Origin of the sequence: Psychromonas sp. B3M02 (assembly GCF_003318165.1) — a bacterium.
GTDB lineage: Bacteria > Pseudomonadota > Gammaproteobacteria > Enterobacterales > Psychromonadaceae > Psychromonas.
This window is the reverse complement of the sequence record NZ_QOCB01000049.1, coordinates 31990-55431: the sequence shown is the minus strand read 5'-3', so window position 1 is coordinate 55431 and position 23442 is coordinate 31990. Positions and strand designations below refer to the sequence as shown.

The window sequence follows — 23442 nt, the reverse complement described above, 5'->3', positions numbered from 1 at the left end:
GTATTAAATAACTGATCTAAATTTTGCGCCGGAAAAATGGCTTAGTTTGAGGCGTAAGTTGATGTAAATGGTTGTTCCCTATACGAAACTTACAACGAAAAAATAAGTTGTTTTAACAAGTAAAATAGATCAGTTACTTACTATGATTGGTATTAAAAGGGTATCGAAGCTAATTAAGATAAACAACATTCAAAAAATCGCTTTGTGATTGTTAAAGATAAAATCAGGTTAGTTATAACAGCTTAGTCTTATGAGCGGGCACCTCTTTAAGATGTGTTGTTTAATTTATTTCTAGTTAACTAAACAAGCTAACAAAGGGGGCCTTCGTACTAGACAAAGATTAATATAGACTAATAGCGATTAAGCAAAGTTTACTATTTGGTGCGCAGACTTTAGTCTGCCAGTTTGCGGTTCACTGCATACTTTTATTCGCTAAGATGATGTCTAATGTGTCAGTTATCACCTATCTAAATGATTAATGCCAAGCATAGTTTTCAGTGTAAGTAGAAGAGGATATTAATCCATCGCTGGTTAGTCCGGTCTTCTTAACAAAATTCCAGCGAACATTGAGATTAATATTGGTTTCATTGTAATCGGCGGCATAACTTGAACTAATCAAGCCGGCAATTTCCCAATGTGGTGAGAGTAACCATTGTCCTTCAATAAGAAATTGACTACCGATCCCACTATCGTTTTCTTGGCTCAGTGTACTGCTAGTAGAAGTAAAAGGGAATTGTTCGATACTGCCTGGCGTTACCCAATAATAACCGAGACTTAATTGACTACGAATTTGCCAGTAGGTGTCTTCTAATGTTAATAACTCTGCTCGTCCACCCAAGTTAATATAACTTTCAGGGCTAAAGTAACCGCCATTACCGTCGGTGTAATAATTCAAATTCTTATCGTAGCTCATCCAGCTAATCGTTGGACCAACTCGTAAATAATCTAATTTATCAGCATAGCGTTCCGTTAAGTCACGGGTAAAACCTAAATTCAATGCAAGCTTGGTATTATCTTGAATACTTTCACCAGTTAGCCTCGCTATATTCAGCTCAGGTGTTACCGACCATTTAGGTATAAATATATAAGAAGTGAGTGCTCGAAGACCTGTTTCTTTCACTGCCCCCCATCTTTCTATTTTACTCCCATAAAGTCCCATTAGACTTAAAAAACTGTCATCAACTCTTTCACGGTATAACGTTGCTGCTGTTATTAGGGAAGGAGAGTTATACCAAACTGCAGATAATTTAGCAGATAAACTAGAGGCTAAATCACTGTCTACTTGTGTATATTCAATTTCAGCAAAGGTGTTCAAATGTCGGGTTTGTCGTTTTATAAAACCACTAATGCCTGTTTCTGTTGCATTGTTGCTGGCTATTGAAGTGGCAAGCGTATTTTGCCAAAAGTCATCGCCAATATTAGCACTATCGCTATGAAGCGTGTGATAGTTTACTCGTGCCCCGTAGCGGTAGTCATTCCAAAATTTCTGAAAACCTAAATAATAATTTGCACTTTGTAAATTCGCTATCTCATCTTCGCTGCTCTGCTTACGCCAGTCGAGGCCTCCTTCTAACATCAGTTGCTGATTGGCTTTTTGTTGATCTTCAAGATTATTGAAGCGATCAAATTGCTTGCGTGACCACGCGACTTGCATATCACGTTTTTTTAATGCAGCAGTCATTGCAGGAGAGTTGATAGCCAATTGTTCAAGTTGCTCTTGGTCATCGCCTAATAGGCTTAGTAATACTTGAGCATAATCACTGTTATTTGGCTGATGGGTCATCAAAGTTGAAAATGCGCTAATACTTTCAGGTTGATTATTTAATTTATATTGAGACCAAGCATATAAGGCAAGTTGATCAGCATTAAGCGGTTGGTATGTTTGTATTTTAGCCGCAGCCACTAAACTAGATTGATAATGTTGTTGATTGTATTGATCGAGTTGTATGACCGAAAGTGCGTCAACGCAATAATTAACTAATGTTGCTTGGGTTGGATTATTACAAGCTAGCCGAGTGGCTTCTGTTTGTCGGCCTTGTTTCTCTAATACAATTAATTGTGCGTCATAATTTTCAGTAAACTCAAACCAATCAAGCGCTACGGTGTATTCTAATTGATCGATGGCTTGCCACGCATGAGCGTCAATCTTTTCGTTTATCGCTTGATCTGGATATTGTTTGAGCAGGGCGAATAGTTGACTTTTATTCTGTTTTTTCACGGCGTCTGTAACAAGCGCATTAATCGCTATCGACTTTGCTTCATTGGCACTGGTGTTATTGGGAGACGTTTCTTCTACCACTTTTATATGTGCAAGCGCAGTTTGGTAGTTGCCTCTGTAAATGGATACCCAAGCCATTAATGTGTTATTGCTCAATGTATTATCTTTAAAAGCGAGTGTGGATGCCAACTGATAGTGCGTCTGAGGCATGCTTGGCCAGTAATTGGGGCCTTTTTTAGCAAGGTTCACAAAGTTGAGTATGATTGCTTCAGGCGCTTTAACTTGTTGAGTTGCAACCGGGCTAGCTGAAGCTTGACTGGCTACTTGGTTGTTAAGCTGAGTTGGTTTAGAAAGATTATCCATTGCATTAACGAGTACTGGCTCAGCCACCCAGTTAGGGTAAGTCTTTTTTAGCTTTAAATACTCTTGTTGTGCTTGATCAGTAAAACCATTATTAATGTAATACCAGATAGGGGTAGTATCAACGTTTTCCTGTGTGTTTTTAAACAGTTTTTTAGCGTTGTTAGTACTTTGAACATGAATACTTTGTTCACTGTATTGTACCGCAAGTTTTTCTGCATAAGTCAGTTGGCTGGCGACGTAAAGGGTTGCCATTGCCATAACATTGATTAACTTCATTATTTTAAATCACTTTTCAAAAGAGCAAGTTGCGATAATAGAATAAGGCTTGCAGAATAATAATCGGTGGTCTGTTGTATTGTTGGTAAGGGGGTATTTTGACTATTCATAATAGATTGTGTCGCGCTTGCAATCGCTTGCATACCACTATTATAAGCATAATCTGCAACCTGACCATTTTCTAAGTTAACGGTTGCGGGCACAAAATCTTGTTCCCAAAATGCCATAAATGGAGCGATTAATGATGTATTTTTATCTTCTGCTAACATTAAATAAATAGGTAGCCGACAAGCGTTATAGCCATAATCATAAGATAGTGCACCGCTCAAAGTGATGCCATCTTCGGAAAGAATTATCCAATCAGAAGGTAGTTTCCAATCACCAAAGCGAGTAACCTCCATCAAATCAAGCCCTGATTGATAAACGTCAGTCCAAATGGGATCGTTAGTCACTTCTGTAAATAAGTTAAGTGCAGGAAACACCCAATAGGATAAGTTAATTTGAATGCTGCCATCAGAGTGTTGAAAGCCAACTTCACCAGGTAAAATGAGTTGATAGCCAAATTTATGTTGAATTAGCTTGGTTTTAATCGACGCTAAAATAGCCGTAGCTTGGTTAAGGTAAGCTGGCTTTCCCCATTGTTTATGCGCCTCTAATAGGGCCCAAGCAATTAAGATATCGCCATCGGTTGCATTGTTAGGATCTGTAATACATGAGTCATCACATTTCCCCTGTTTGTTAGGCGTATATTGCCAACTGAACAGTTGATCATCCCGTTGTAAGGTTTGTTGTGTCCATTTCCATATACTTTTAAACTGATTTTTATCATTAGCAAACACGGCAAAAAGCAATCCATAGCCCTGACCTTCACTATGCGATATGTTTTGATTACCAGTATCGATAACTCGACCCGCGTCGACAAACTGAGTTTTATAAGTTGCCCAGCTCTTTTGGAATGGAGTCAGCTCAGCTTCAGGCCATTGAGTCCAAGCAAATATAGTAATAACTAATAAGATAACTATATATTTGATGCTTTTCATTCTTTCCAATCTTCCTTAATTTTTTGATGGCGTCGTTTTAGTAACAACCAAGTGAAGACCATAAACATAAATACAATGGCCACTATAATCAATAATAAATACCAAGGGTGATTAGTCCCCCATGCACCTAATGCGGTCCATGAATCCGTTGCGCCTAACATATAAGCACTAGATACTTGCATTACAATTAAAGGCGATTTAGCGTTATCCCAAGCGAAGAAGTCCCCAGCTAATTGGCTCCATAATGGACCTTGAACAAGCTCACTGATGCGTTCAGTTAGTCGTTCAGTCGTTTCTGCAGCAATAATAAATAAGGTACCTGTCTTATCAGCAACTGGGTTTTTAGTGGCAAGTACTAATGAAAAATCACCTAAAGTACTTTGCTGAGTAGTAAACCCCGCAGCAGTATTAGGTTGTAGGTTTTGATTATCGTTAGCCGTCACTCGATTATATAATTTATTCTGTAAGCGATAAGGCCATCTTTTACTATCAGTAATTGCAGTGCTTAAATCACTATATAACTCTGCGCTTAAATCCTTAGGTGTTGCTAAAACCATAGCGGTATCAGTCAGTGTTGTTGGAATGCCCATTTCAACATATAAATTTGGAATTAAATTACCCGATGATTGGGCTAACTTACCTGCCATGGTGAGCGCAGCTGATCGCATTGTGGCTTGTGTTATGTAGATACCGGTATCATCTTGTGTTTGATATTGTGCAAAGGGGTAACCGGTTTGTCCCAATAACCTTAGATCTGGTTGTCTGGCTAGATGAGCTGCGGTGGGTAATTCAATTTTTGAATCAGTATCCAATTGGAAATGTAAATAATCCCCATTGACGCTTCGACACTCTCCAATGAGCTGTATTGAGTTTTGATTAACATGAAAGGCAAGTTCATTTTTGCCTCCGTCAAATAACCTTGCAGGAATAGAAAGGGTGTAATTATGGTAGAAATCACCATCTTTTTTATCCAGTTTCAAACCGTGGATAACCTTACCATTAACGGTAATATTAAAGGTTGAACCGTCTTCATATCCTGCACCGTAACTGAAATCTAATGTTAACTCTACGGTGTCTGTTTCACTTGCATAGAAGTCTGCGGGTAGTCTAATTTCAATTTTTTTAGTCAATAGACCAGGTCCATTAAAGTTAATGGCTGTGACACCTAATTCGGAAAGAGTATAAGATTTTCCTGGCTGCAATGTAACTTGTTGTTGTGGAATAAACGCATTGTTGACGGTGGAGTGAACATTAATTGATTGATCCGGATTGAGTCGATCATCCATATAAGCTAGCGTAGTGGCTGCTCGAACAACATCTTGTTCAGAAAGTCCTGATACAATTAAACGAATGTGCGAAGCCACTAACTCTTCACCTTCAATGATGACAGCAGGTGTTTTTTCTATTCTTAAATATGGTCCATTAATCTCTTCAAGTGTCTTTTCTGATAGTGCCTGTTGTAATGAGTTTTTAGTGCCTATCAGTACATGGATATCATCAGCTTTTTTATCTGTTATATACCAGCTGCTTTGTCTGTATTTACTTTCAGAGATTGGTTGAACAATAGACTTGGTGTCTGCAGCTTTACTCTCGATATTTTGGTAATCAATATGTAAAGATTGGTATTGAGTTCTTAATGCAAGTGCTTGTGCAACCGCTGGAATAGCATATTTGTTAACAATATCGTTTTCTTGTTTATTATCTAACGTGAAAATCTGAGCTTGATGTTGCCCACCAATACCAGGGTTAAAGAAATCAGATAGTTTTTGTAGGTTTAGTTGGTTAATAACTTTGGTCGTTTCGAAAGCAATGTATGAGTTATATAAATTTATTTCACTCCATAAGTCAGGTGCATTACTATCTTGGCAGCGGTCTACATATTGGCTTGCCGCAAAGGTCAATGTATTGTATTGCGGACGCCACAGTTCACTCGGGATGCGAACATCAGCCTGTAAATTTGGCTTGTTAGGGTTTAACGTTATTTGACCTATCGTTACATTATTAAATCGCACGTTTAAAATGGAGCGTTCTTGAAGCATCGTAATTGAAGAGGTTGCCTTAAGATGGAGTGTCGCAGAACTCACTGCTAATAAAGGAGATAAGGTTATACCTAAATCTTGAACGGGTCTTTCACCATTGAGTCTAAGCAATGAATTCCCACCATAAAACTCACTCAATCGAAACTCGTTTGATGTTTTAGCTTGTGCCGGCAGGCTCAAAAACGCAATCAATAAAAGCGTTAATAATCTAACATAAGGTTGAATCAATTTTAAAGGTAACATTAGCTTCTCTGTTTTAATTTCATATAAATATGTAGAAATAATGGTTTCATACTGACACTCACAACATGTTTTAGTCCATAAAAGTAAGATATCGGTCGTGTTCTGCGTTTTTGAAAACTATCCCAACGTTCACTATCACAAAGTGTGTAAGCAATAACATTGTTTTTTTCTTGGTCAGTGCGCGTTAAAAACTGCAACCTAACCTCCTTTGTGTCGCTATTTTGGTGCATGACTTGGCAAGCAATTTCAACATGTTTATTAAGAGCACTGGCATAAGCAATTAGGCGTACTTCTTTCGGTAATGTGTGCTCAAATGTTAAGGATAAATTTGCACCCGTACGTGATAGGTTGCGTAAGTTACCTTGCCAAATTTGGTGCTCTGAGGCTGCTATTTTTACATAGTCATAAGCCGGTAACCTAGACGCTTTACGTACTTGCTTCTTTTCAATCAATACATCTAATAAGCTGACACATAGAATAAAGTTAAAAGTATTCCAAGCAAAAACCACAAAGGTTAACTCCCAAGATTCAGGCGTACTATAAAAATGGTATAAGGCCCCTAAATTGCCAATAAACAGCATGACTAATAACCAATAAAAGGAGTTTGCAAGAGAGGATATATAGTTTTTACTTTGATCTTCACCTTTTGGTGTCACTAAAAAGCTCGGATCATTGGCGCTTTTAATTACCGTAAGTAATGCTCTAAATAAAAAGGTACATTGCAAAATTTCGTAAAGCTCTGAGACTAAAGGCCATCTATTTTTACCAAATAGAACATGTGAAAGCCGAAAACTGACGATAATATGCGGCACGGTATAGATTAAAATTTCTGTAAAAGTGGCATGAATAAGTTCTAAGCCAAATAATAGGTAGCCTAATGGTGATAATAGAAAAACTAAACGGGCAAAGGGGAAAAACCAAAATAGAATGGAACTCATGTAGCCGCATTTCTGATACCAATGTAACCCTGAGTTAAGGAATGGTTTTTTAAGGATCAGGATCTGTGCCATACCTTGAGCCCATCGTTCACGTTGCTGAATGAATGATGAAAAACTTTCTGTCGCTAAACCACTGATCATCGGTTTATCGACATACACTGATTTATAGCCTAATGCATGAAGTGCTAAGGCCGTTTCAGCATCTTCGGTGATGGAATCTCCGGCAATGCCGCCTACCATATCAAGGTGACGCCTTCTTAATACTGCTGCGGAACCACAGAAAAACGAGGAAGACCAAAAGTCTAAGCCTTTTTGTATGGTGTTATAAAACATATCATTTTCCGATGGCATACGAGTAAAAGCGGAAAAATAATTTCGTTCAATGGGATCGGGGTTATCCATAAAATGCGGAGATTGTACTAAAAAGACATCTTTATCTTTAATCATCCAGGGGACAGTACGATCTAAAAAGTCAGTGGTTGGAACGTGATCCGCATCTAGAATAACTACTAATTCACCATCCATATTTAATAAAGCAGTATTGATATTACCTGCTTTTGCGTGTTCGTTTTTTGCTCGCGTATGGTATTCAACGTCCAAGGATTGGCATAATGCTTGTAACTTTTTACGTCGTGTTAACGCATGTTGGGCTGCGACTACATTCTCTTGAAATACTTTCTGATCGGTTCCACCATCATCCAATAAATGAATGTTAAGTTTATTAGCTGGGTAATCGAGCATCTTGGCAGCTCGAAGGGTTACCTCTAATAAGGTTTCTGACTCATTGTAGCTAGGTACGACTAGATCCACAGTGGGAATTTTTTCATCGGTAAACTGTTTAATACTTTGTCTTGGACGATTGAGTGGAAAAATATTAACAAAGCAACCTAAAAGGTGAATAACACCAGAATAGATCTCAGCGATAAATAACGTGATCATGGCAATAAAAGAGAAGATATCATCTGATTCTAATGTATTTACACCACGCCATATCAAATAACGGATAGATAAGAAACAGCCAATAATAATGGCAAATAAACGAAACAGTTCTCGTTTTTTACTGTGTTGAATTGCTTCAGATGACGCGCTATATACAAAAACAATAATACCCATAGAAAGAGCAAGTTGACTTGCCGCTTGTAGCGGAATACTGGCAAGCGCAATTAAGAAAAACAAGCTCAGTAAAGTAAAGATCTTTAATAATGACATCCTTAATGTTAAGCGTCGCGTCAAAAGGGGAGGGCTGTTCGTGACCATGGTGTTTTATCGCTCCATTTGACAATAGATTTGCGAATTGCAGCGATTAATTAATAATATCTTTGATTCTGAAAGTTCGATATTGAAGTCTTCTTCATAAAATTTTCGGGAAAGTGCATTACGTTGCATCAAACTCAAATTTGTCAAAGGTGTCACCCAGATTAAACAGGCAATAGAAATACCCAATAAGGTGCATAGGGTAGTAAATATAAAAGCTGAGATAGTTTGAGGCGCTAATGCATTAAAACTAATAACAGTTAAAGACAGCGTAATAATACTAAAGCTGAGTAGTTTAAATAGTTGGTAACGGCGTAATGCGTACTCGGCTTTTTTCCAATGTACTAGGCGCTTAGCTAATAATGTGTACTCGGTTGAATTAGGGAGATTAACTAAACCTACTTCCTGTAATGATTTTGTCATTCATCTCTCTTAGCTAATATTGATGGGAAATAGTTTCATTAAATTAATACGGATTAGGTATTTATTAGGATCAGTATTGTAAATAAAAGCACCAGAAAGGCAATTAAAGTTCACGGTTTGTCTATTTTTATATTGACAATTTGCAGTTTCGGGTATATGAATTTTTTAGATGTGTGTGAGGAGCTGTATTTTTTATCACTGTAATGTTGAAAATATATTGGGCTTGTCAACAAAAACGCCACTTTATATAAAGTGGCGTTTTTGATTAACCCTACTATGATGTAGCATATCCATAAAATGATTTATGCCACTTATATTAAAAATCAGTTAAGCAGTGTCATTGGTATTAATGCTCGCTAATACCAACTTGATTTCGGCCATTATTTTTTGCGATATATAATCCTAAATCAGCAACCTCAATCCATGATTCAAAGTTAGTAATCGACTCTGTAATTTGTGCAACCCCAAAGCTAGCAGTGACCTTCACTTGTTTGCCTTGGTATTCAAAATGGATTGCTTCAATGGCTTCTCGTAAACGCTCTGCTACCAGTGTGGCTTGCTTTAAATTAGTATCAAGCAGCAATAAAGCAAACTCTTCACCGCCTACTCGGCCGATAATATCCTGTTTTTTACTTTTTTGACGAACTGCTTCAGCAATGCCTTTTAACACTTCATCACCGAAAGGGTGACCATAGGTATCATTAACTTTTTTGAAATGGTCTATATCAAAAATAATTGTCGAGGTGGGACTTGCAGCGTTTTTACTATTGATAAACTCATTTGCACATAAACTACGCCAGTGCCCTTGGTTATTGAGTTGAGTTAAACTATCGGTGTGACTCAAATGCTTTAATTGAGAGTTGGCCTCTTGGAATGCTTGCTTTGTTAAAGCGATATCCGTTACATCATAAACTATCATGCATATTTGTGTTACTTGCCCTTGGAAATCCGCTAACGGTAAAAAGGTGACGTTTTGATACATGAACTCTGCATTACTCGTGATAGGTCGATAGCTTTTAAATTTAAACAGGTATGGGCGTTGTTCCCATGTAGTAAAGGCTTTGTTTTTTAGTAGACAAACACTGTTGATTTTTTGTTGCAACCAAGTTTGTGGGATACTGGTAAACACATCGGTAATCTTTTTATCGATCATGTGAGCAGATAGTAAACCAGAATGATTTTCCATAAATCCATTCCAGACTTTTACTGTGTAATCTTTTTCAATAATCACTAGACCCACGTCGATATTATGAACCATATCAATCAGCCAATGAATGTCCTTCAAATCTATGTTAGTAGCCATTAGTCGAGTAAATATCCTATTTGAGTTTGAATAACTGGAATAGAGTCTTCAGTGAATAAAAGTAACAGGTCACACTTAATATTATGATCTTGAATCCGGTAGTTAACTTCAATCGTTAACATTTTTTGCCAGCATTCTTGTTGATTTTTGATGATATCTTCTATTTTTGCATGTTGGCCTAATACGTTAGGTTGACCTTGACTGAAGGGGATATTGAATTGCTCTGCCAAGCCATTTAAAAATGCACCAATTAAGATGTTAGAAATATCATTCATCACTTCAATTTCTAAATGGTTACTTTCTAAATCTTCGTATTGCAATAATTTAGTCATATCACTAAAGCTCGCATCGTGGAAAATAATAATCGCTTCTCCATTGATACCTGAGCCAATAAATCCTTGACTAACCGCAGATACCTTTTCATATTGAGCAATATGATTCAGGGTCATATGCAGTTCACTGCCTTCTAACGTATTCACATTAGGAACAGGCAGTAAAATAAATACATCTAATAAACGACCTAATAAGTCACCCGCATGCCCCATGGCAATATTTGACACTTCTTGTAATGCATCACGCAATTCTATGCGTTCTATCTCTTCTGGCGCTGAACGTGAACTATAGCCACCTGGCTTGTAAATGCCATATTGCTCTAACAAAGTTGTTAATTTTTCGCTATTAATGGGTTTTTCGATGAAATCAATAGCACCTAATTCACGCACGCGCTTATAGGCTTCAGATTGAACATCACCAGAAATAACAATCACAATGGCAGGAAGGTCTTCTCGCTTGATGGTTTCTAAAACTTCATAACCACTCATTACAGGCATATTAAGATCAAGAAAGACTACATCACCTTTGTGCTGTCTAATACTTTCTATACCTTCTTGTCCATCTTTGGCGAAATGTATAGAGATATCCCAATCTTTGGGTAATGACCGAGCTATTTGTTTTCGGGCTAAGGCTGAGTCATCACATATTAAAACAGGTGTGGACATAGTTTTTCCATTGTATTTCCATATATATCAACAGTATAAATAACGAGAGTTCAGTATAAGAATCAGAGGCAAGATATTTTACAAAGTAAGATATTGCTGATTTCTAATACTTTTTAGGTGTTTCTATCATAAGATAGAAGTTCAAAAAATACAAAGAAGAGTGTTGTTTTTGTACAAAAATGTTGCTGAGATATGATCAAAAATAACAAATTATTCCATAAAATATATTTAATTATGATTACTGATGGATTTTTGCTTTTAATTTCTCATTTTGTTGTGCTTGCTGTAGTACTAACAGCATTTCATCTGGGTGACGAATTGCTCTCACCGATTGCAAAAATGGATCCGCTTCAACATGTTGCAGCTTCATAAACATTAACCATTGTTTAATTCGGCTTGGCATGAATTTCTCTTTATCTTCAATGTGACGTAACCATTGAAAATATTGTTCCATGACTTCAAGGTTTTGTAACCAGGAATAGGGTGCTTCAATGCCTTTTAAAGCATTTGCTAAATTGGGAACAGCGAGTGAACCACGACCGATCATTAAATGGTCGCATCCGCTAATCTCCATACATTGTTGTGCATCTTCAAAACTGAAAATATCACCATTAGCAATAACCGGAATATCGATAGCTTGTTTAATTTTTTTAATCCAATGCCAATGTGCGGGTGGTTTATAACCTTCTTCCTTGGTGCGGGCATGTACCGCTAACTCGCTTGCACCTGCTTCTGCAATTGCCTGTGCATTTTCAATCGCTAAGCTTTTATCTGCATAACCTAGTCGAATTTTAGCGCTGACCACATGCTCACTCGGCACGTTATCTCGGACAGCTTTAACAATTTGATGCAGAGCTTCAGGATCTTTTAATAACACCGCGCCGCCGCGGCTTTTATTAACCGTTTTAGCTGGGCAGCCAAAATTCAAATCAATGCCATCAGAGCCAAGCTTGATCGCACGTAATGCATTTTCAGCTAAACATTCTGGGTGTTGGCCTAATAGTTGTAGGCGAACAGGTGTGCCAAATTCAGTGCGGCTGGCATTTCTTAATTCTGGACATAAACGATGAAAAACACGAGAGGGTAAAGGTAACTCAACCACACGAACAAATTCCGTTACACAACGATCTATACCACCAATATCGGTTAAAAATTGGCGCATGTGAAAGTCCATTACACCTTCCATTGGAGCAAGCGTTATATGCATCAGTGTTCTCGGTTCATTCTCGGCTAAATAAGGAGCGTGGATTATACCTAGTCTCTTACTTTTAGCAAAATAAACTAATGAGAGCGAATAAACCGATTGGTTAGATGAACTAACTATAAAAATGGAGGATTTGATAGCAGTAAATAATGGGATTGTTGTAATTAGCAGACTTTTTAGTCAATTATCAAAATACTTTGTCAGTTTATGACAAGACAACTTGCACTCAGGCAAGCAACTATTTAACCTTATACAATTAATATAGACAGGAATATAAAGAAGATCATGCAACCAATAGTATTAATTAAAAACAGCATCAAAAGCATAGTAGATTACCCAATCCCAGGGATTATTTTTCGAGATGTCACCAGCTTAATTGAAAATGGTGAAGCTTTTGCGGCAACCATTGACCTATTTAAAGCACGTTACAAAGATCAGAAGATCGACAAAATTGTCGGTACTGAAGCACGCGGTTTTATCTTTGGCGCACCATTAGCTGCCGCATTAGGCGCTGGTTTTGTTCCTGTACGTAAACCTAATAAATTACCGCGTGAAACGATACAAGAAAGTTACGAACTAGAATACGGTGATGATACGTTGCAACTTCATAAAGATGCCATCAAACCGGGTGAAAAAGTGCTATTAATGGATGATCTATTAGCAACAGGCGGTACGGCTGAAGCATCAGTTAAGTTAATTAAACGTCTTGGCGGTGAAGTAATAGAAGCTGCTTTCGTTATTGAACTACCTGACTTAAAAGGTGGCGACAAACTAGCTGCTTTATCTGTACCTGTTTTTTCTTTGATTGAATACGCAGGCGAATAATCAGTGAGCTATCAAGTTCTAGCAAGAAAATGGCGACCACAAACCTTTAAAGAAGTGATTGGCCAACCGCACGTATTAACCGCATTAGAAAATGGGTTAACACAAGATCGTGTGCACCATGCTTATCTTTTTAGTGGCACACGTGGTGTGGGCAAAACCACCATCGCGCGCATTCTGGCAAAAAGTTTAAACTGTGAAACCGGTGTAACGGCTACACCTTGCGGTGTCTGTGCTAATTGCCAAGATATCGATCAAGGGCGATTCGTTGACTTGCTAGAAATTGATGCAGCTTCTCGTACCAAAGTAGATGATACTCGCGAACTATTGGACAACGTGCAATATAAACCAGCGCAAGGGCGCTATAAGGTTTATTTAATCGATGAAGTACACATGCTGTCTAAGCACAGTTTTAACGCACTGTTAAAAACCTTAGAAGAGCCACCAGAGTATGTGAAATTTCTACTAGCGACTACAGATCCTCAGAAACTACCTATCACGGTTTTATCACGTTGTTTACAATTTCACTTAAAAGCAATTTTACCTGAACAGATAGAACAGCAATTGTCGGCCATTTTAACTCATGAGCAAGCTACCTTTGAACAGCCTGCTTTGCGTGTTATCGCCAAAGCTGCTGATGGTAGTATGCGAGATGCGTTAAGTTTAACGGATCAAGCATTAGCATTTGGAGCAGGGCATCTAGAATATACTGCTGTACTGAAAATGCTCGGGACAATAGATCAGTCACATTTGCATTACTTATTGCATTATATTGCCTCGGGTAATAGCCCAAAAGTATTTGAAAAAATCCAAGAGTTTGTCCGTTTAGGGGCTGACTTCTCAGCTTTACACCAAGAACTGGCTAGTTTGTGCCATCAAATAGCGTTAATGCAGTTACAGCTCAATGCCAACGTGACTGAAAAAAGCACCGTACAATTGTTAGCTGAACGTTTAACGCCTGAAGAAGTGCAACTATTTTATCAGATTGCAGTACAAGGCTTTAAAGATTATGCCTATGCGCCGAATGGTAAAATAGCCTTAGAAATGACTGTTATGCGTTTATTGGCGTTTAAACCAGCTAATTATGTTGATGTTGATGAGTCAATGATGACGAAAGCTGAACAGGTGGAGCCAATAACAGCAGATCCGATTGTTGCGCAACAACCAGTGCTTCCGACACCCACTTCGCAAGCAGACGCATCGACTGCAAACACCGCTGAAAGGGTGAGTACAGCCCCTGTTAGTCAAGCATCTGTGCAGCAGGAGGTGTCTGTTGAACCGCAGCAACAGGCAGTTGTTCAGCCAGCGTCACAAGCAACGCATGATGTGAGTCAGGCCGAACCACAAACTGAACTATCGCCAGCACAACTTGCTGTGACTGAGCAATCTGCTCACGCTCAGCCTGAAACGGCTAACTTTGATTTAGCGGCAACCAACAACTCTCGTAACATGTTACGTAGCCACCGATTAAAGCGAGAAGCACTAAAAAAGACTGAAGCGGCAGCTGAACAACCTGCTACACGATCACAGGATCAGTTTGTCGCGTCAGAAAGTGCGTCTGTTACACCAAAAGCTAACCCAACACCTGCTCCAGTAGAAAGAGCGGTTGAACCTCAAGCGGTCGGAGTAGAACAGAATAGAGATGTGCGAGGCCATTCAAATCAACAGGAGTTACCTCCTTTAGATTCGTATCACGAGCAACCAAGTCAACAGGCTTATGAACAATATCAGCCAAGCGACCAAGATTATTTTGCTGACTATCAAGTTGATAATTATCAACCACAAATTGAGCCACCGGTTGCACATTCAGAGTCGGCAATAACACGACAAGCTCAGACGTCAGGCGTTCCTGAGCAGCAAGTTACGACACCACCAGAGTTAACCGAAAAACAAGTTGAAACGACTGTGAAACCGGTTAGCGCAGACGACATTTCAGGATTGAGCTCAACTCATCACACAGGAACGGGTGTTACATTCGTTAACGACCCCAATATGGCCGTTGCTGAGATTGATGTCGCTAGTTATGTTGAAAATAAAATGACTGATCCCTGGTTTTTAGATATCAAAGCGATGAAACTGGTGGGTTTTGAAAAATTACTAGCAAAAAGCTGTGTCATGCAAACGCAAGAGCAACAGATTCGTTTATCACTAGAAAGTGCACAAAAGCATTTACTTGCTAACCAGAGTTTATGCGAAGACTTAAAAGCTAAGTTACGACAGTACTATGGATCACAATATACTGTGAGTATTGAACAAGGTGAAGTCGATGGTCTGCATACACCAGTGCAATTAGAAAAAATGGTATTCGCTCAATACCTAGACAAGGCAAAAACGTCGATTAAAAATGACCCAATAATACAGGCTTTGGTAGGAGATTATTCTGCAAAGGTCTATGAAAATAGTGTCGTGCCGTTATAATCGGCATGGTAAACCTTCACTAATTATAAAGAGAGAAAATATGTTTAATAAAGGCGGTATGGGCGACTTAATGAAGAAAGCCCAAGAGATGCAAGAAAACATGCAAAAAGCACAAGCTGAAATCGCAAACACAGAAGTAGTAGGCGAATCAGGTGCAGGCCTAGTTAAAATTACCTTATTAGGTAACCACAACGTACGTAAAGTTGAGATTGACCCAAGCCTACTTGAAGACGACAAAGAGATGCTTGAAGATCTGGTTGCAGCTGCAATGAATGATGCTGTTCGCCGTGTAGAAGAAGTTAATAAAAGCAAAATGAGCGGGTTAACTGGCGGTATGGATCTACCACCGGGCTTCAAAATGCCTTTCTAGGTTTAACCACCTAACACCTCTAAAAAGCTTGGTTCTATTTGTAAAATATACAAATCACCAAGCTTTTTTGCTTTTAAAAGCAAAGAACCCACGGTTCTTTTTCAGCCAGCTTAGTTATCTCACTTCAATTAAACGAAACATCTTTTAAGGGGCGCTGGGTGAGTTAGCCGACAGGCTAGTGTCACGAGCGGCAGAGCTCTGCGATTCCTTTTTTCAGCCTGCATGTTTTTGTTTTTGTGTTTAATCTTTTGAGTCGTTTTTAGTTGCCTTACTGATTGTGGATGACAATGGTATTCAGTGAACCTCATACTTGCTTGAACCTTGAACCTTGAACCTTGAACCTTGAACCTTGAACCTTGAACCTTGAACCTTGAACCTTGAACCTTCAAAGCCACTCCTCCAACTGTCGTGACCTTACCCATTCTCAACACATCTGTCTCAAACCTCAGCTTTATCTAACAATAGCCTTTTAAATATCATGTAATTTAGGTAACTTATTATATGTCATCATTCATTTAACAAACGAAAAGGGTCCGCGCTATGTTAAAAGTCTGCTTAATGTTACTCATCGCATCATTGTCATTTTCTGTGCAAGCACGACAAGGTGAGTTTGTAAGGTGTTTAGATGGCTTAGCAAGCTTGGGGGATATTCGTAGTCATGTTGATGTTGTGTGCGGAAAACCTCTGCAAATTTATAAAAGTAAAACTAATGACGGAACAAAAATTCAACAAGCCGTCTATAAAATAAAGGGAAAGCTTTACACTTTGACCTATTTAGCGGGTAAGCTCACTAAAATAGAGTTTGCATAAACAATGCGTTAGCAGAATTTAAAAACGCATTTTCAGTATTAAAGCCATTCAGTGATATATCTACCAATGGCTAACTGATGCTATACACTGACCTTTTCGAACCTCTTTATTACAGATAGACACTTATATGCTCATTTCATCATCATTAGAAGCCACTTTATTAACGTTAACAGAAGCAAAAACAATCAATGAGCTAGAACCAATTCAAGCTGTGTGGGGCGGTTATGGCGAACTATTTAGAGTGAGTCTACAAGGCGGTAAAACAAACTCCGCCGTAGTAAAGCAGGTTAATACACCGCAACCTAGCTCACACCCCAAAGGCTGGAATACAACCCTGTCCCATCAGCGAAAGCTGTACTCTTATCAAGTAGAGGTAAATTGGTATCAATCCTACGCTCATCTTCATAATCAGCATTGTTATGTGCCGCGTTGTATTGCTTCACAACACGATCAACAACTCAATGTATTAGTACTAGAAGATCTCGCAGAAGTAGGCTATCCCGTTGTTAAAGCAACCGCAACCTTAGAAGAAGCCAAAACCTGTATCAAATGGCTAGCGAATTTTCACGCCTTACACTTACAAAGCAATACAGAGAAAACATACAGTGGCCTGTGGGAAACAGGTACTTATTGGCACCTTGCTACACGCCCTGATGAGTTAAAAGCGTTGCAAGACCTCCCACTTAAAGCGGCAGCAGCCCAAATCGATAAAATCCTTAGCGATTCACCATTTCAAACATTAGTACATGGTGATGCTAAACTGGCTAACTTTTGCTTTTCTGAGGATACCCAGCATGTCGCTGCCGTTGATTTTCAATATGTGGGTAAAGGGTGTGGTATGAAAGATTTAATTTTATTTATCAGCAGTGCAATTCCTCCAGAGAACTGTTCTGCATTACAAAACACCTTAATCGATTATTATTTTGATTGTTTAAAAGCTGCGGTGATTTCAACACAACCACAAATCGACTCAATGCAACTAGAGCAAGCATGGCGACCTTTATATGCAATTGCGTGGGCGGACTTTCAACGTTTTGTAAAAGGCTGGTCACCAGTGCATTGGAAAATAAATGACTATACGGAACAACTCACTGCACAAGCACTTCAATCCTTATCTCAATTCCCAGTAGATGGAGGTGAACATGCAATTAACAACTGATGAACTCAATAAATTAAGTCAACTGGCATTACAAGCGGCTAAAATATCAGGCGAATACATTCGAGGTTTTGATAGGTCCCAGCTTGAAACTCACTATAAAGCCGCAGGTAATAGCCAAAGTGCTCAAGTAGTCACAGAAGTTGATTTTGCCTGTCAGAAAATCATTCTAGATATTTTACAAGAGAGTGTTGAACAATATGATTTAGCGGTACTTAGTGAAGAAAACTGCAGTGAAGCGCGCGCCCATCTTCACCCTCGTTTATACAAAGACTACTTCTGGTGTATCGACCCATTAGATGGCACCTTACCTTTTATTGAAAGTGGCAAGGGGTACGCAGTATCCATTGCGTTGGTGAGTCAAAGGGGTCAACCTATTGTAGGAGTCATCCACCATCCACCGAGTAACACAAGCTTCCATACACATATCGGTAAAGATGGCATAACACGTGGTTATAAAAACGGACTCGCACTACCACCAAAGCCCTACGATATAGAACTTTCAAAAACGTCTAAACAAACCTTCACTTTTTATAGTGATAGAAGCTTTAAGGCACATGCTCAATATCAGTCGATAGTGAATCAACTAAGAAAATTAGCCGAGGAGTTAGGTTACCAACACGTTGAAATACAAGAATCCCATGGCGCGGTCATCAATGCGTTATCTGTGATCGAAACAAACAGCGACAATGCCGCTTGTTATATCAAACTCCCGAAAGCACAAATAGGCGGAGGCAGTTTATGGGATTTCAGTGCCACCGCCTGTTTCGCAAAAGCGACCAACACATGGGTAAGTGACATAAACGGAGCGCCATTAGATCTCAACCGACAAGACTCCAATTACATGAATCACAAAGGCGTACTTTATGTGTCTGACCAATCATTGGCGAAATGTATTATTCAGGTATGCAGTGAACTTAATTCGAAGGACTAGTTTTTCGAGACACGTAGAAGCGATGCTGGCTTGCTATGTCAGTACCAATTAAAAAATACCAAGTATGGATGCATTTAATTAGCCTCTTTTCCCTACATCTCGCTCCTCACACTTAAAATTTCCTAAAAATACTGTATAACAGTGCTTTTCTGCCAATGTTGTTTTGTCTATTTAGGAGTTGTTGTGGAAATTACGTTATTGTTGTTGCAGCAACTGAGTGTTTATTTGGTGATTATTTATCTACTAAGTAAAACACCGCTTTTTATGCCTCTTATATTTGTTTCTGGTCGTAACTCTCATCGCATTGCGTGTTATGTGTTGTTCAGTTCATTTTGTATTTTAGGGACTTACTTTAGTTTATCTATTGAAAATGCCTTGGCTAATACCCGTGCGATTGGTGCGGTGATGGGCGGTTTATTGGGGGGGCCGGTTGTAGGATTAGCCGTTGGTTTGACCGGTGGTTTACATCGTTATTCAATGGGAGGATTTACTGATTTAGCTTGTACTATTTCTACAACGTCGGAAGGGTTGATTGGCGGGCTGTTACATCTTTACTATTTACGCAAAGGGCAAATAGAGAAAATTTTTAAACCCATGAAGGCCCTCATCATCACCTTAGTTGCTGAAGTGATACAAATGGCAATTATCTTGGTTGTCGCTAAGCCTTTTGATCAAGCCTGGTTGCTGGTGCAATCTATTGCCTTGCCTATGATCATCGCTAATTCATTGGGAGCGGCACTGTTCATGAGTATTATCCAAGATAAGAAAGCGATTTTTGAGAAGAATTACAATGCTTTTTCTAATAAAGCCTTACGTATTGCGCAGCGTGCTGTTGGGGTGTTTCGTCATGGTTTTGATGCACAAAGTTGTCAAAAAATTGCGGGTATTATTCATGAAGAAACCGGCGTTGGGGCCGTTTCAATTACCGATAGAGAGAAGATTTTAGCGTTTATTGGCATTGGTGATGATCACCATGTTTGCGGCCGTATGATCTCTTCTGATTATACATTAAAAGCGATTGAAAGCGGTGAAATGACCTATGCTGATGGTTACGCAACGGCTTATCAATGTTCAATTCATGAAGGTTGCAAATTAGGTTCTGTACTGGTTGTGCCTTTGTTACAAGCTGATGGTCAAGTGTTTGGAACGGTTAAGTTATATGAGCCGAAACAAAAGTTGTTTTCTACTCTGAACCGAAGTTTAGGCGAAGGTTTGGCTAAGCTGATATCAAATCAAATTTTATTAGGCCGTTACATTCAGCAAAAAAACTTATTGAATCAATCTGAAATTCGTTTGTTACAAGCACAGGTCAATCCACACTTTTTATTTAACACCTTAAATACGATCAGTGCGGTGACTAGAAAAGATCCGAAGAAAGCACGCGAACTTATTCAGCATTTATCGCAATTTTTTAGAAGTAACTTAAAGCAAGACATTGAGCAAGTGACCGTGAAAGAAGAGTTAGCACATGTACATGCTTATTTAGAAATTGAGTTAGCGCGCTTTGCTGACAGATTAAGTGTCACTGAGAATATTGCTGACGAATTGTTATCACTTAAAGTGCCTACTTTTACACTCCAGCCGTTAATTGAAAATGCTATTAAGCACGGTACATCGACCTTGATTGGTAAAGGTAAGTTGGAAATTAATGGCTATCTGCTAGAAAAAGGGAAGGATACCTTGGTGGTATTAGAGGTCATTGATAATGCTGGACAGTATCAAGAACCTAGTAATGCAAGAGGTTTGGGATTACAGATTGTTGATAAGCGTATAAAAAATCAATACGGGCAACATTATGGTTTGACCATGACCTGTGAAACCGACATTTATACTAAAGCAACTATTCTTGTTCCACTGCAAAAACAATAGGAAGTACCATGTTAAAAGCGATTGTAATTGATGATGAACTGTATGCTCGTGAAGAGTTAAATGAATTATTAGTCGAAACGAATCAAGTACAAGTGATAGAGCAGTGTAGTAATGCTATTGAAGGGTTAAAAGCGATTAACAGTTTAAAACCTGATGTGGTGTTTCTGGATATTCATATGCCGCAAATTACTGGGTTAGATCTGTTAAGTATGCTTGATCCCGATACCATGCCTAAGGTGGTGTTTGTGACAGCCTATGATGAATATGCGGTTAAAGCTTTTGAAGATAATGCCTTTGATTATTTATTAAAGCCCGTTGAAAGTGAGCGATTATTAAAGACCTTAAAACGTATTAATGCAGAAAGAACAGAACTACCCAATTATGGACCAATCACCACTAATAAATTAGAGTTAATTCCTTGCTCAGGTTTTAATCGCATTTTGTTATTAGCACCGGATGAGATAGAAATTGCAATGTCTGAGCAGACAGGGGTGCATCTATTAACGGATAAAGATAAGTTCACGGCGAGTTTATCTTTGAAGGTATTAGAAGAGAAAACTGATTTAATTCGTTGCCATCGTCAGCATTTGATTAATCCTAGCTGTATTCGTGAAATCAAGCTATTAGATAATGGCTCTGCGGATATTATGACGAAGTCCAATCATCATGCTCCAGTGAGTCGTCGTTATTTAAAGGTGATTAAGGACCGCTTTGGTTTACTGTGAGCTAGATCAAATAGGTAAACGAAATGCTGAAGATGAAAACACGATGAGGATAAAAGTTAGCCCACCATTAACTACTTGTTAAAACCGCTTAACATTCATAACAACCGTTTAAATGCGTATTTTGCCACTCAATTAATCAACTAATGCTATTTATAGGCAATGGATTAAAGTGCGAGCATCAAATTAATTCATTTAAAAGGACGACACCATGATTTGGTTTTTATTTTGTTTAGCATTATTAATTGGCGGTTATTTTATTTACGGTACTTTTGTTGAAAAAGTCTTCGGTATTAAAAAACAACGTCAAACTCCTGCTTACGAAAAACAAGATGGCGTGGACTATGTAGCCATGTCAACACCTAAGGTTTACCTTGTACAACTGCTGAACATTGCAGGTGTGGGGCCAATCTTCGGTCCAATCATGGGGGCGTTATATGGTCCTGCTGCAATGTTATGGATTGTTTTAGGTTGTATTTTTGCTGGTGGTGTACACGATTATTTCTCTGGTATGTTATCGGTACGTAACGGTGGGGCATCTGTACCTTCTATTACAGGTAAGTACTTAGGCAATAACGCCAAACACTTTATGAATGTGTTTGCGCTGGTATTATTACTGTTAGTGGGGGTGGTATTTGTATCTGCTCCAGCTGGGATGATCACTAACCTAGTCAATGAACAAACGGATATGACGGTATCGCTAATGTCGATGGTGGCGATTATCTTTGCTTATTATGTGGTGGCGACAATAGTGCCTGTTGATAAGATTATTGGTCGTTTCTATCCGTTCTTTGGTGCGTTACTTATTTTTATGTCGGTTGGTTTAATTGTGGCAGTGGTGGTGTCAAATGATCATACTTTATTAGGTGATTATGAAATGGGCCAGATGTTTACTAATATGAATCCTAACGATCTTCCTCTTTGGCCTGCTCTATTCATCACTATTGCTTGTGGTGCTATCTCTGGTTTCCACGCGACACAATCTCCTTTAATGGCTCGTTGTATTGAAAATGAAGAAAATGGCCGTTTTGTATTTTATGGTGCGATGATTGGTGAAGGTGTGATTGCCTTAATCTGGTGTGCATTAGCGTTATCTTTCTTTGGCTCTGTTGAAGCGTTATCTGACGTAGTTGCAACAGGTGGTCCGGGTGCTGTGGTATACGGTGCATCATTTGGTTTATTAGGTGTGTTTGGTGGTATCTTAGCTTTCTTAGGTGTGGTTATTTTACCTATTACATCTGGTGATACTGCATTCCGTTCAAGTCGTTTGATTCTGTCTGAGTACTTCAATATGGATCAAAAAACGATACGTAACCGTCTGTTAATGGCATTACCTTTGTTTGTTCTTGGTGGTATTTTAACGCAAGTTGATTTCGGTATTATCTGGCGTTACTTTGGTTTTGCTAATCAAACAACGGCAGTAATGATGTTATGGACTGCAACGGCTTACTTAGTGCGTCATAATAAATTCCACTGGATTTCAACAGTACCAGCTATGTTTATGACAGCGGTGGTGATTACATTCATTCTAAATAATTCAAACCTTGGTTTTGGGTTATCAATGCAAATCTCAACTATCGTTGGTATCTTATCAACCGTAGCAATCACTGTGTACGTGTTAACTAAATCAAAACGCGCGCTGTTTGTGAATGAAGAAGGGAATGCCATTGATGATGACGGTGTAGAAATCGCACCGCAAAAAAGCTAAATACAACAATATAGGTTGTTATAGTTAAAACATTAAAAAGCCCATCTACCGATGGGCTTTTTGGTTCTGGGGAGAAAAGTGTGGTTGTTTAGGGTAAACACCCGTAAAAGATGTGTCGTAATTTACAAATAGTTAGCAATAATTGAAGATAAAAATGTTTCGTGATTAATAAAAACAACAAACACAAAGTAAGTAGCGGTAGCTATTAGACGAAGTCTGATTTCTGGGGCGCATGCTTTAGCCTGCAGAATGTGAGGCATCGCATATGACGTTTCGCTTGAATGAGTAAAAATTTAATTCAAGATATCCGACACTAAAACACTAAAACACTAAA

Annotated in this window: 17 protein-coding genes; 9 read left to right on the top strand and 8 right to left on the bottom strand. The window is 38.7% G+C overall.

Annotated elements, in window-relative coordinates; translation table 11 throughout:
• Window positions 1–475 precede the first annotated feature (475 nt).
• The 8 genes from DS885_RS06890 to DS885_RS06855 all read right to left on the bottom strand — a co-directional run bounded on the left by DS885_RS06890 (window position 476) and on the right by DS885_RS06855 (window position 12302).
• Window positions 476–2857: a cellulose synthase subunit BcsC-related outer membrane protein gene (locus tag DS885_RS06890; protein WP_113818696.1), complete on the bottom strand. Its 2382-nt coding sequence runs from the start codon at window positions 2855–2857 to the stop codon at window positions 476–478.
• Entirely contained in the window at window positions 2857–3897 is a 1041-nt protein-coding gene (locus DS885_RS06885) for a glycosyl hydrolase family 8 (RefSeq protein WP_113818695.1), read from the bottom strand. The genes DS885_RS06890 and DS885_RS06885 overlap by 1 nt, the downstream gene beginning before the upstream one ends.
• Entirely contained in the window at window positions 3894–6179 is a 2286-nt protein-coding gene (locus DS885_RS06880) for a cellulose biosynthesis cyclic di-GMP-binding regulatory protein BcsB (protein WP_113818694.1), read from the bottom strand. The genes DS885_RS06885 and DS885_RS06880 overlap by 4 nt, the downstream gene beginning before the upstream one ends.
• Window positions 6179–8326, bottom strand: a complete 2148-nt coding sequence (gene bcsA, locus DS885_RS06875; RefSeq protein ID WP_113818699.1) for a UDP-forming cellulose synthase catalytic subunit — start codon at window positions 8324–8326, stop codon at window positions 6179–6181. Before bcsA ends, DS885_RS06880 begins: the two co-directional genes overlap by 1 nt.
• Before the next feature lie 54 nt (window positions 8327–8380).
• Window positions 8381–8794: a hypothetical protein gene (locus DS885_RS06870; protein WP_113818693.1), complete on the bottom strand. Its 414-nt coding sequence runs from the start codon at window positions 8792–8794 to the stop codon at window positions 8381–8383.
• 346 nt (window positions 8795–9140) lie between these two features.
• Window positions 9141–10097, bottom strand: a complete 957-nt coding sequence (locus tag DS885_RS06865) for a GGDEF domain-containing protein (RefSeq protein WP_113818692.1) — start codon at window positions 10095–10097, stop codon at window positions 9141–9143.
• Window positions 10097–11095, bottom strand: a complete 999-nt coding sequence (locus DS885_RS06860) for a response regulator (RefSeq protein ID WP_113818691.1) — start codon at window positions 11093–11095, stop codon at window positions 10097–10099. The genes DS885_RS06865 and DS885_RS06860 overlap by 1 nt, the downstream gene beginning before the upstream one ends.
• Before the next feature lie 238 nt (window positions 11096–11333).
• Complete coding sequence (locus DS885_RS06855; RefSeq protein WP_113818690.1) at window positions 11334–12302, bottom strand: tRNA-dihydrouridine synthase; 969 nt, start codon at window positions 12300–12302, stop codon at window positions 11334–11336.
• Between the two features lie 282 nt (window positions 12303–12584).
• Between DS885_RS06855 and apt the strand changes: the two genes are divergently transcribed.
• From apt to DS885_RS06805, 9 genes are all read left to right on the top strand, one after another.
• A complete protein-coding gene (gene apt, locus DS885_RS06850; RefSeq protein WP_113818689.1) occupies window positions 12585–13124 on the top strand; it encodes an adenine phosphoribosyltransferase in 540 nt (179 codons plus the stop codon).
• Window positions 13125–13127: 3 nt separating this feature from the next.
• Window positions 13128–15539 carry a DNA polymerase III subunit gamma/tau gene (gene dnaX / locus DS885_RS06845; protein ID WP_113818688.1) on the top strand — a complete coding sequence of 804 codons (2412 nt, stop codon included), beginning with the start codon at window positions 13128–13130 and terminating at the stop codon, window positions 15537–15539.
• A gap of 40 nt (window positions 15540–15579) precedes the next feature.
• Window positions 15580–15909, top strand: coding sequence for a YbaB/EbfC family nucleoid-associated protein (locus tag DS885_RS06840; protein ID WP_113818687.1), 330 nt, complete (start codon window positions 15580–15582; stop codon window positions 15907–15909).
• Window positions 15910–16449: 540 nt separating this feature from the next.
• Complete coding sequence (locus DS885_RS06830; RefSeq protein WP_113818685.1) at window positions 16450–16719, top strand: hypothetical protein; 270 nt, start codon at window positions 16450–16452, stop codon at window positions 16717–16719.
• A gap of 127 nt (window positions 16720–16846) precedes the next feature.
• Window positions 16847–17878 (top strand): phosphotransferase, encoded by a 1032-nt coding sequence (locus DS885_RS06825; protein ID WP_113818684.1) that lies wholly within the window; start codon window positions 16847–16849, stop codon window positions 17876–17878.
• Window positions 17862–18809 (top strand): 3'(2'),5'-bisphosphate nucleotidase CysQ family protein, encoded by a 948-nt coding sequence (locus DS885_RS06820; RefSeq protein ID WP_113818683.1) that lies wholly within the window; start codon window positions 17862–17864, stop codon window positions 18807–18809. Before DS885_RS06825 ends, DS885_RS06820 begins: the two co-directional genes overlap by 17 nt.
• A 183-nt stretch (window positions 18810–18992) precedes the next feature.
• Complete coding sequence (locus DS885_RS06815) at window positions 18993–20678, top strand: sensor histidine kinase (protein WP_113818682.1); 1686 nt, start codon at window positions 18993–18995, stop codon at window positions 20676–20678.
• A gap of 8 nt (window positions 20679–20686) precedes the next feature.
• Window positions 20687–21403: a two-component system response regulator BtsR gene (btsR, locus tag DS885_RS06810; protein WP_113818681.1), complete on the top strand. Its 717-nt coding sequence runs from the start codon at window positions 20687–20689 to the stop codon at window positions 21401–21403.
• Between the two features lie 208 nt (window positions 21404–21611).
• Entirely contained in the window at window positions 21612–23108 is a 1497-nt protein-coding gene (locus DS885_RS06805) for a carbon starvation CstA family protein (RefSeq protein WP_113818680.1), read from the top strand.
• Window positions 23109–23442 lie beyond the last annotated feature (334 nt).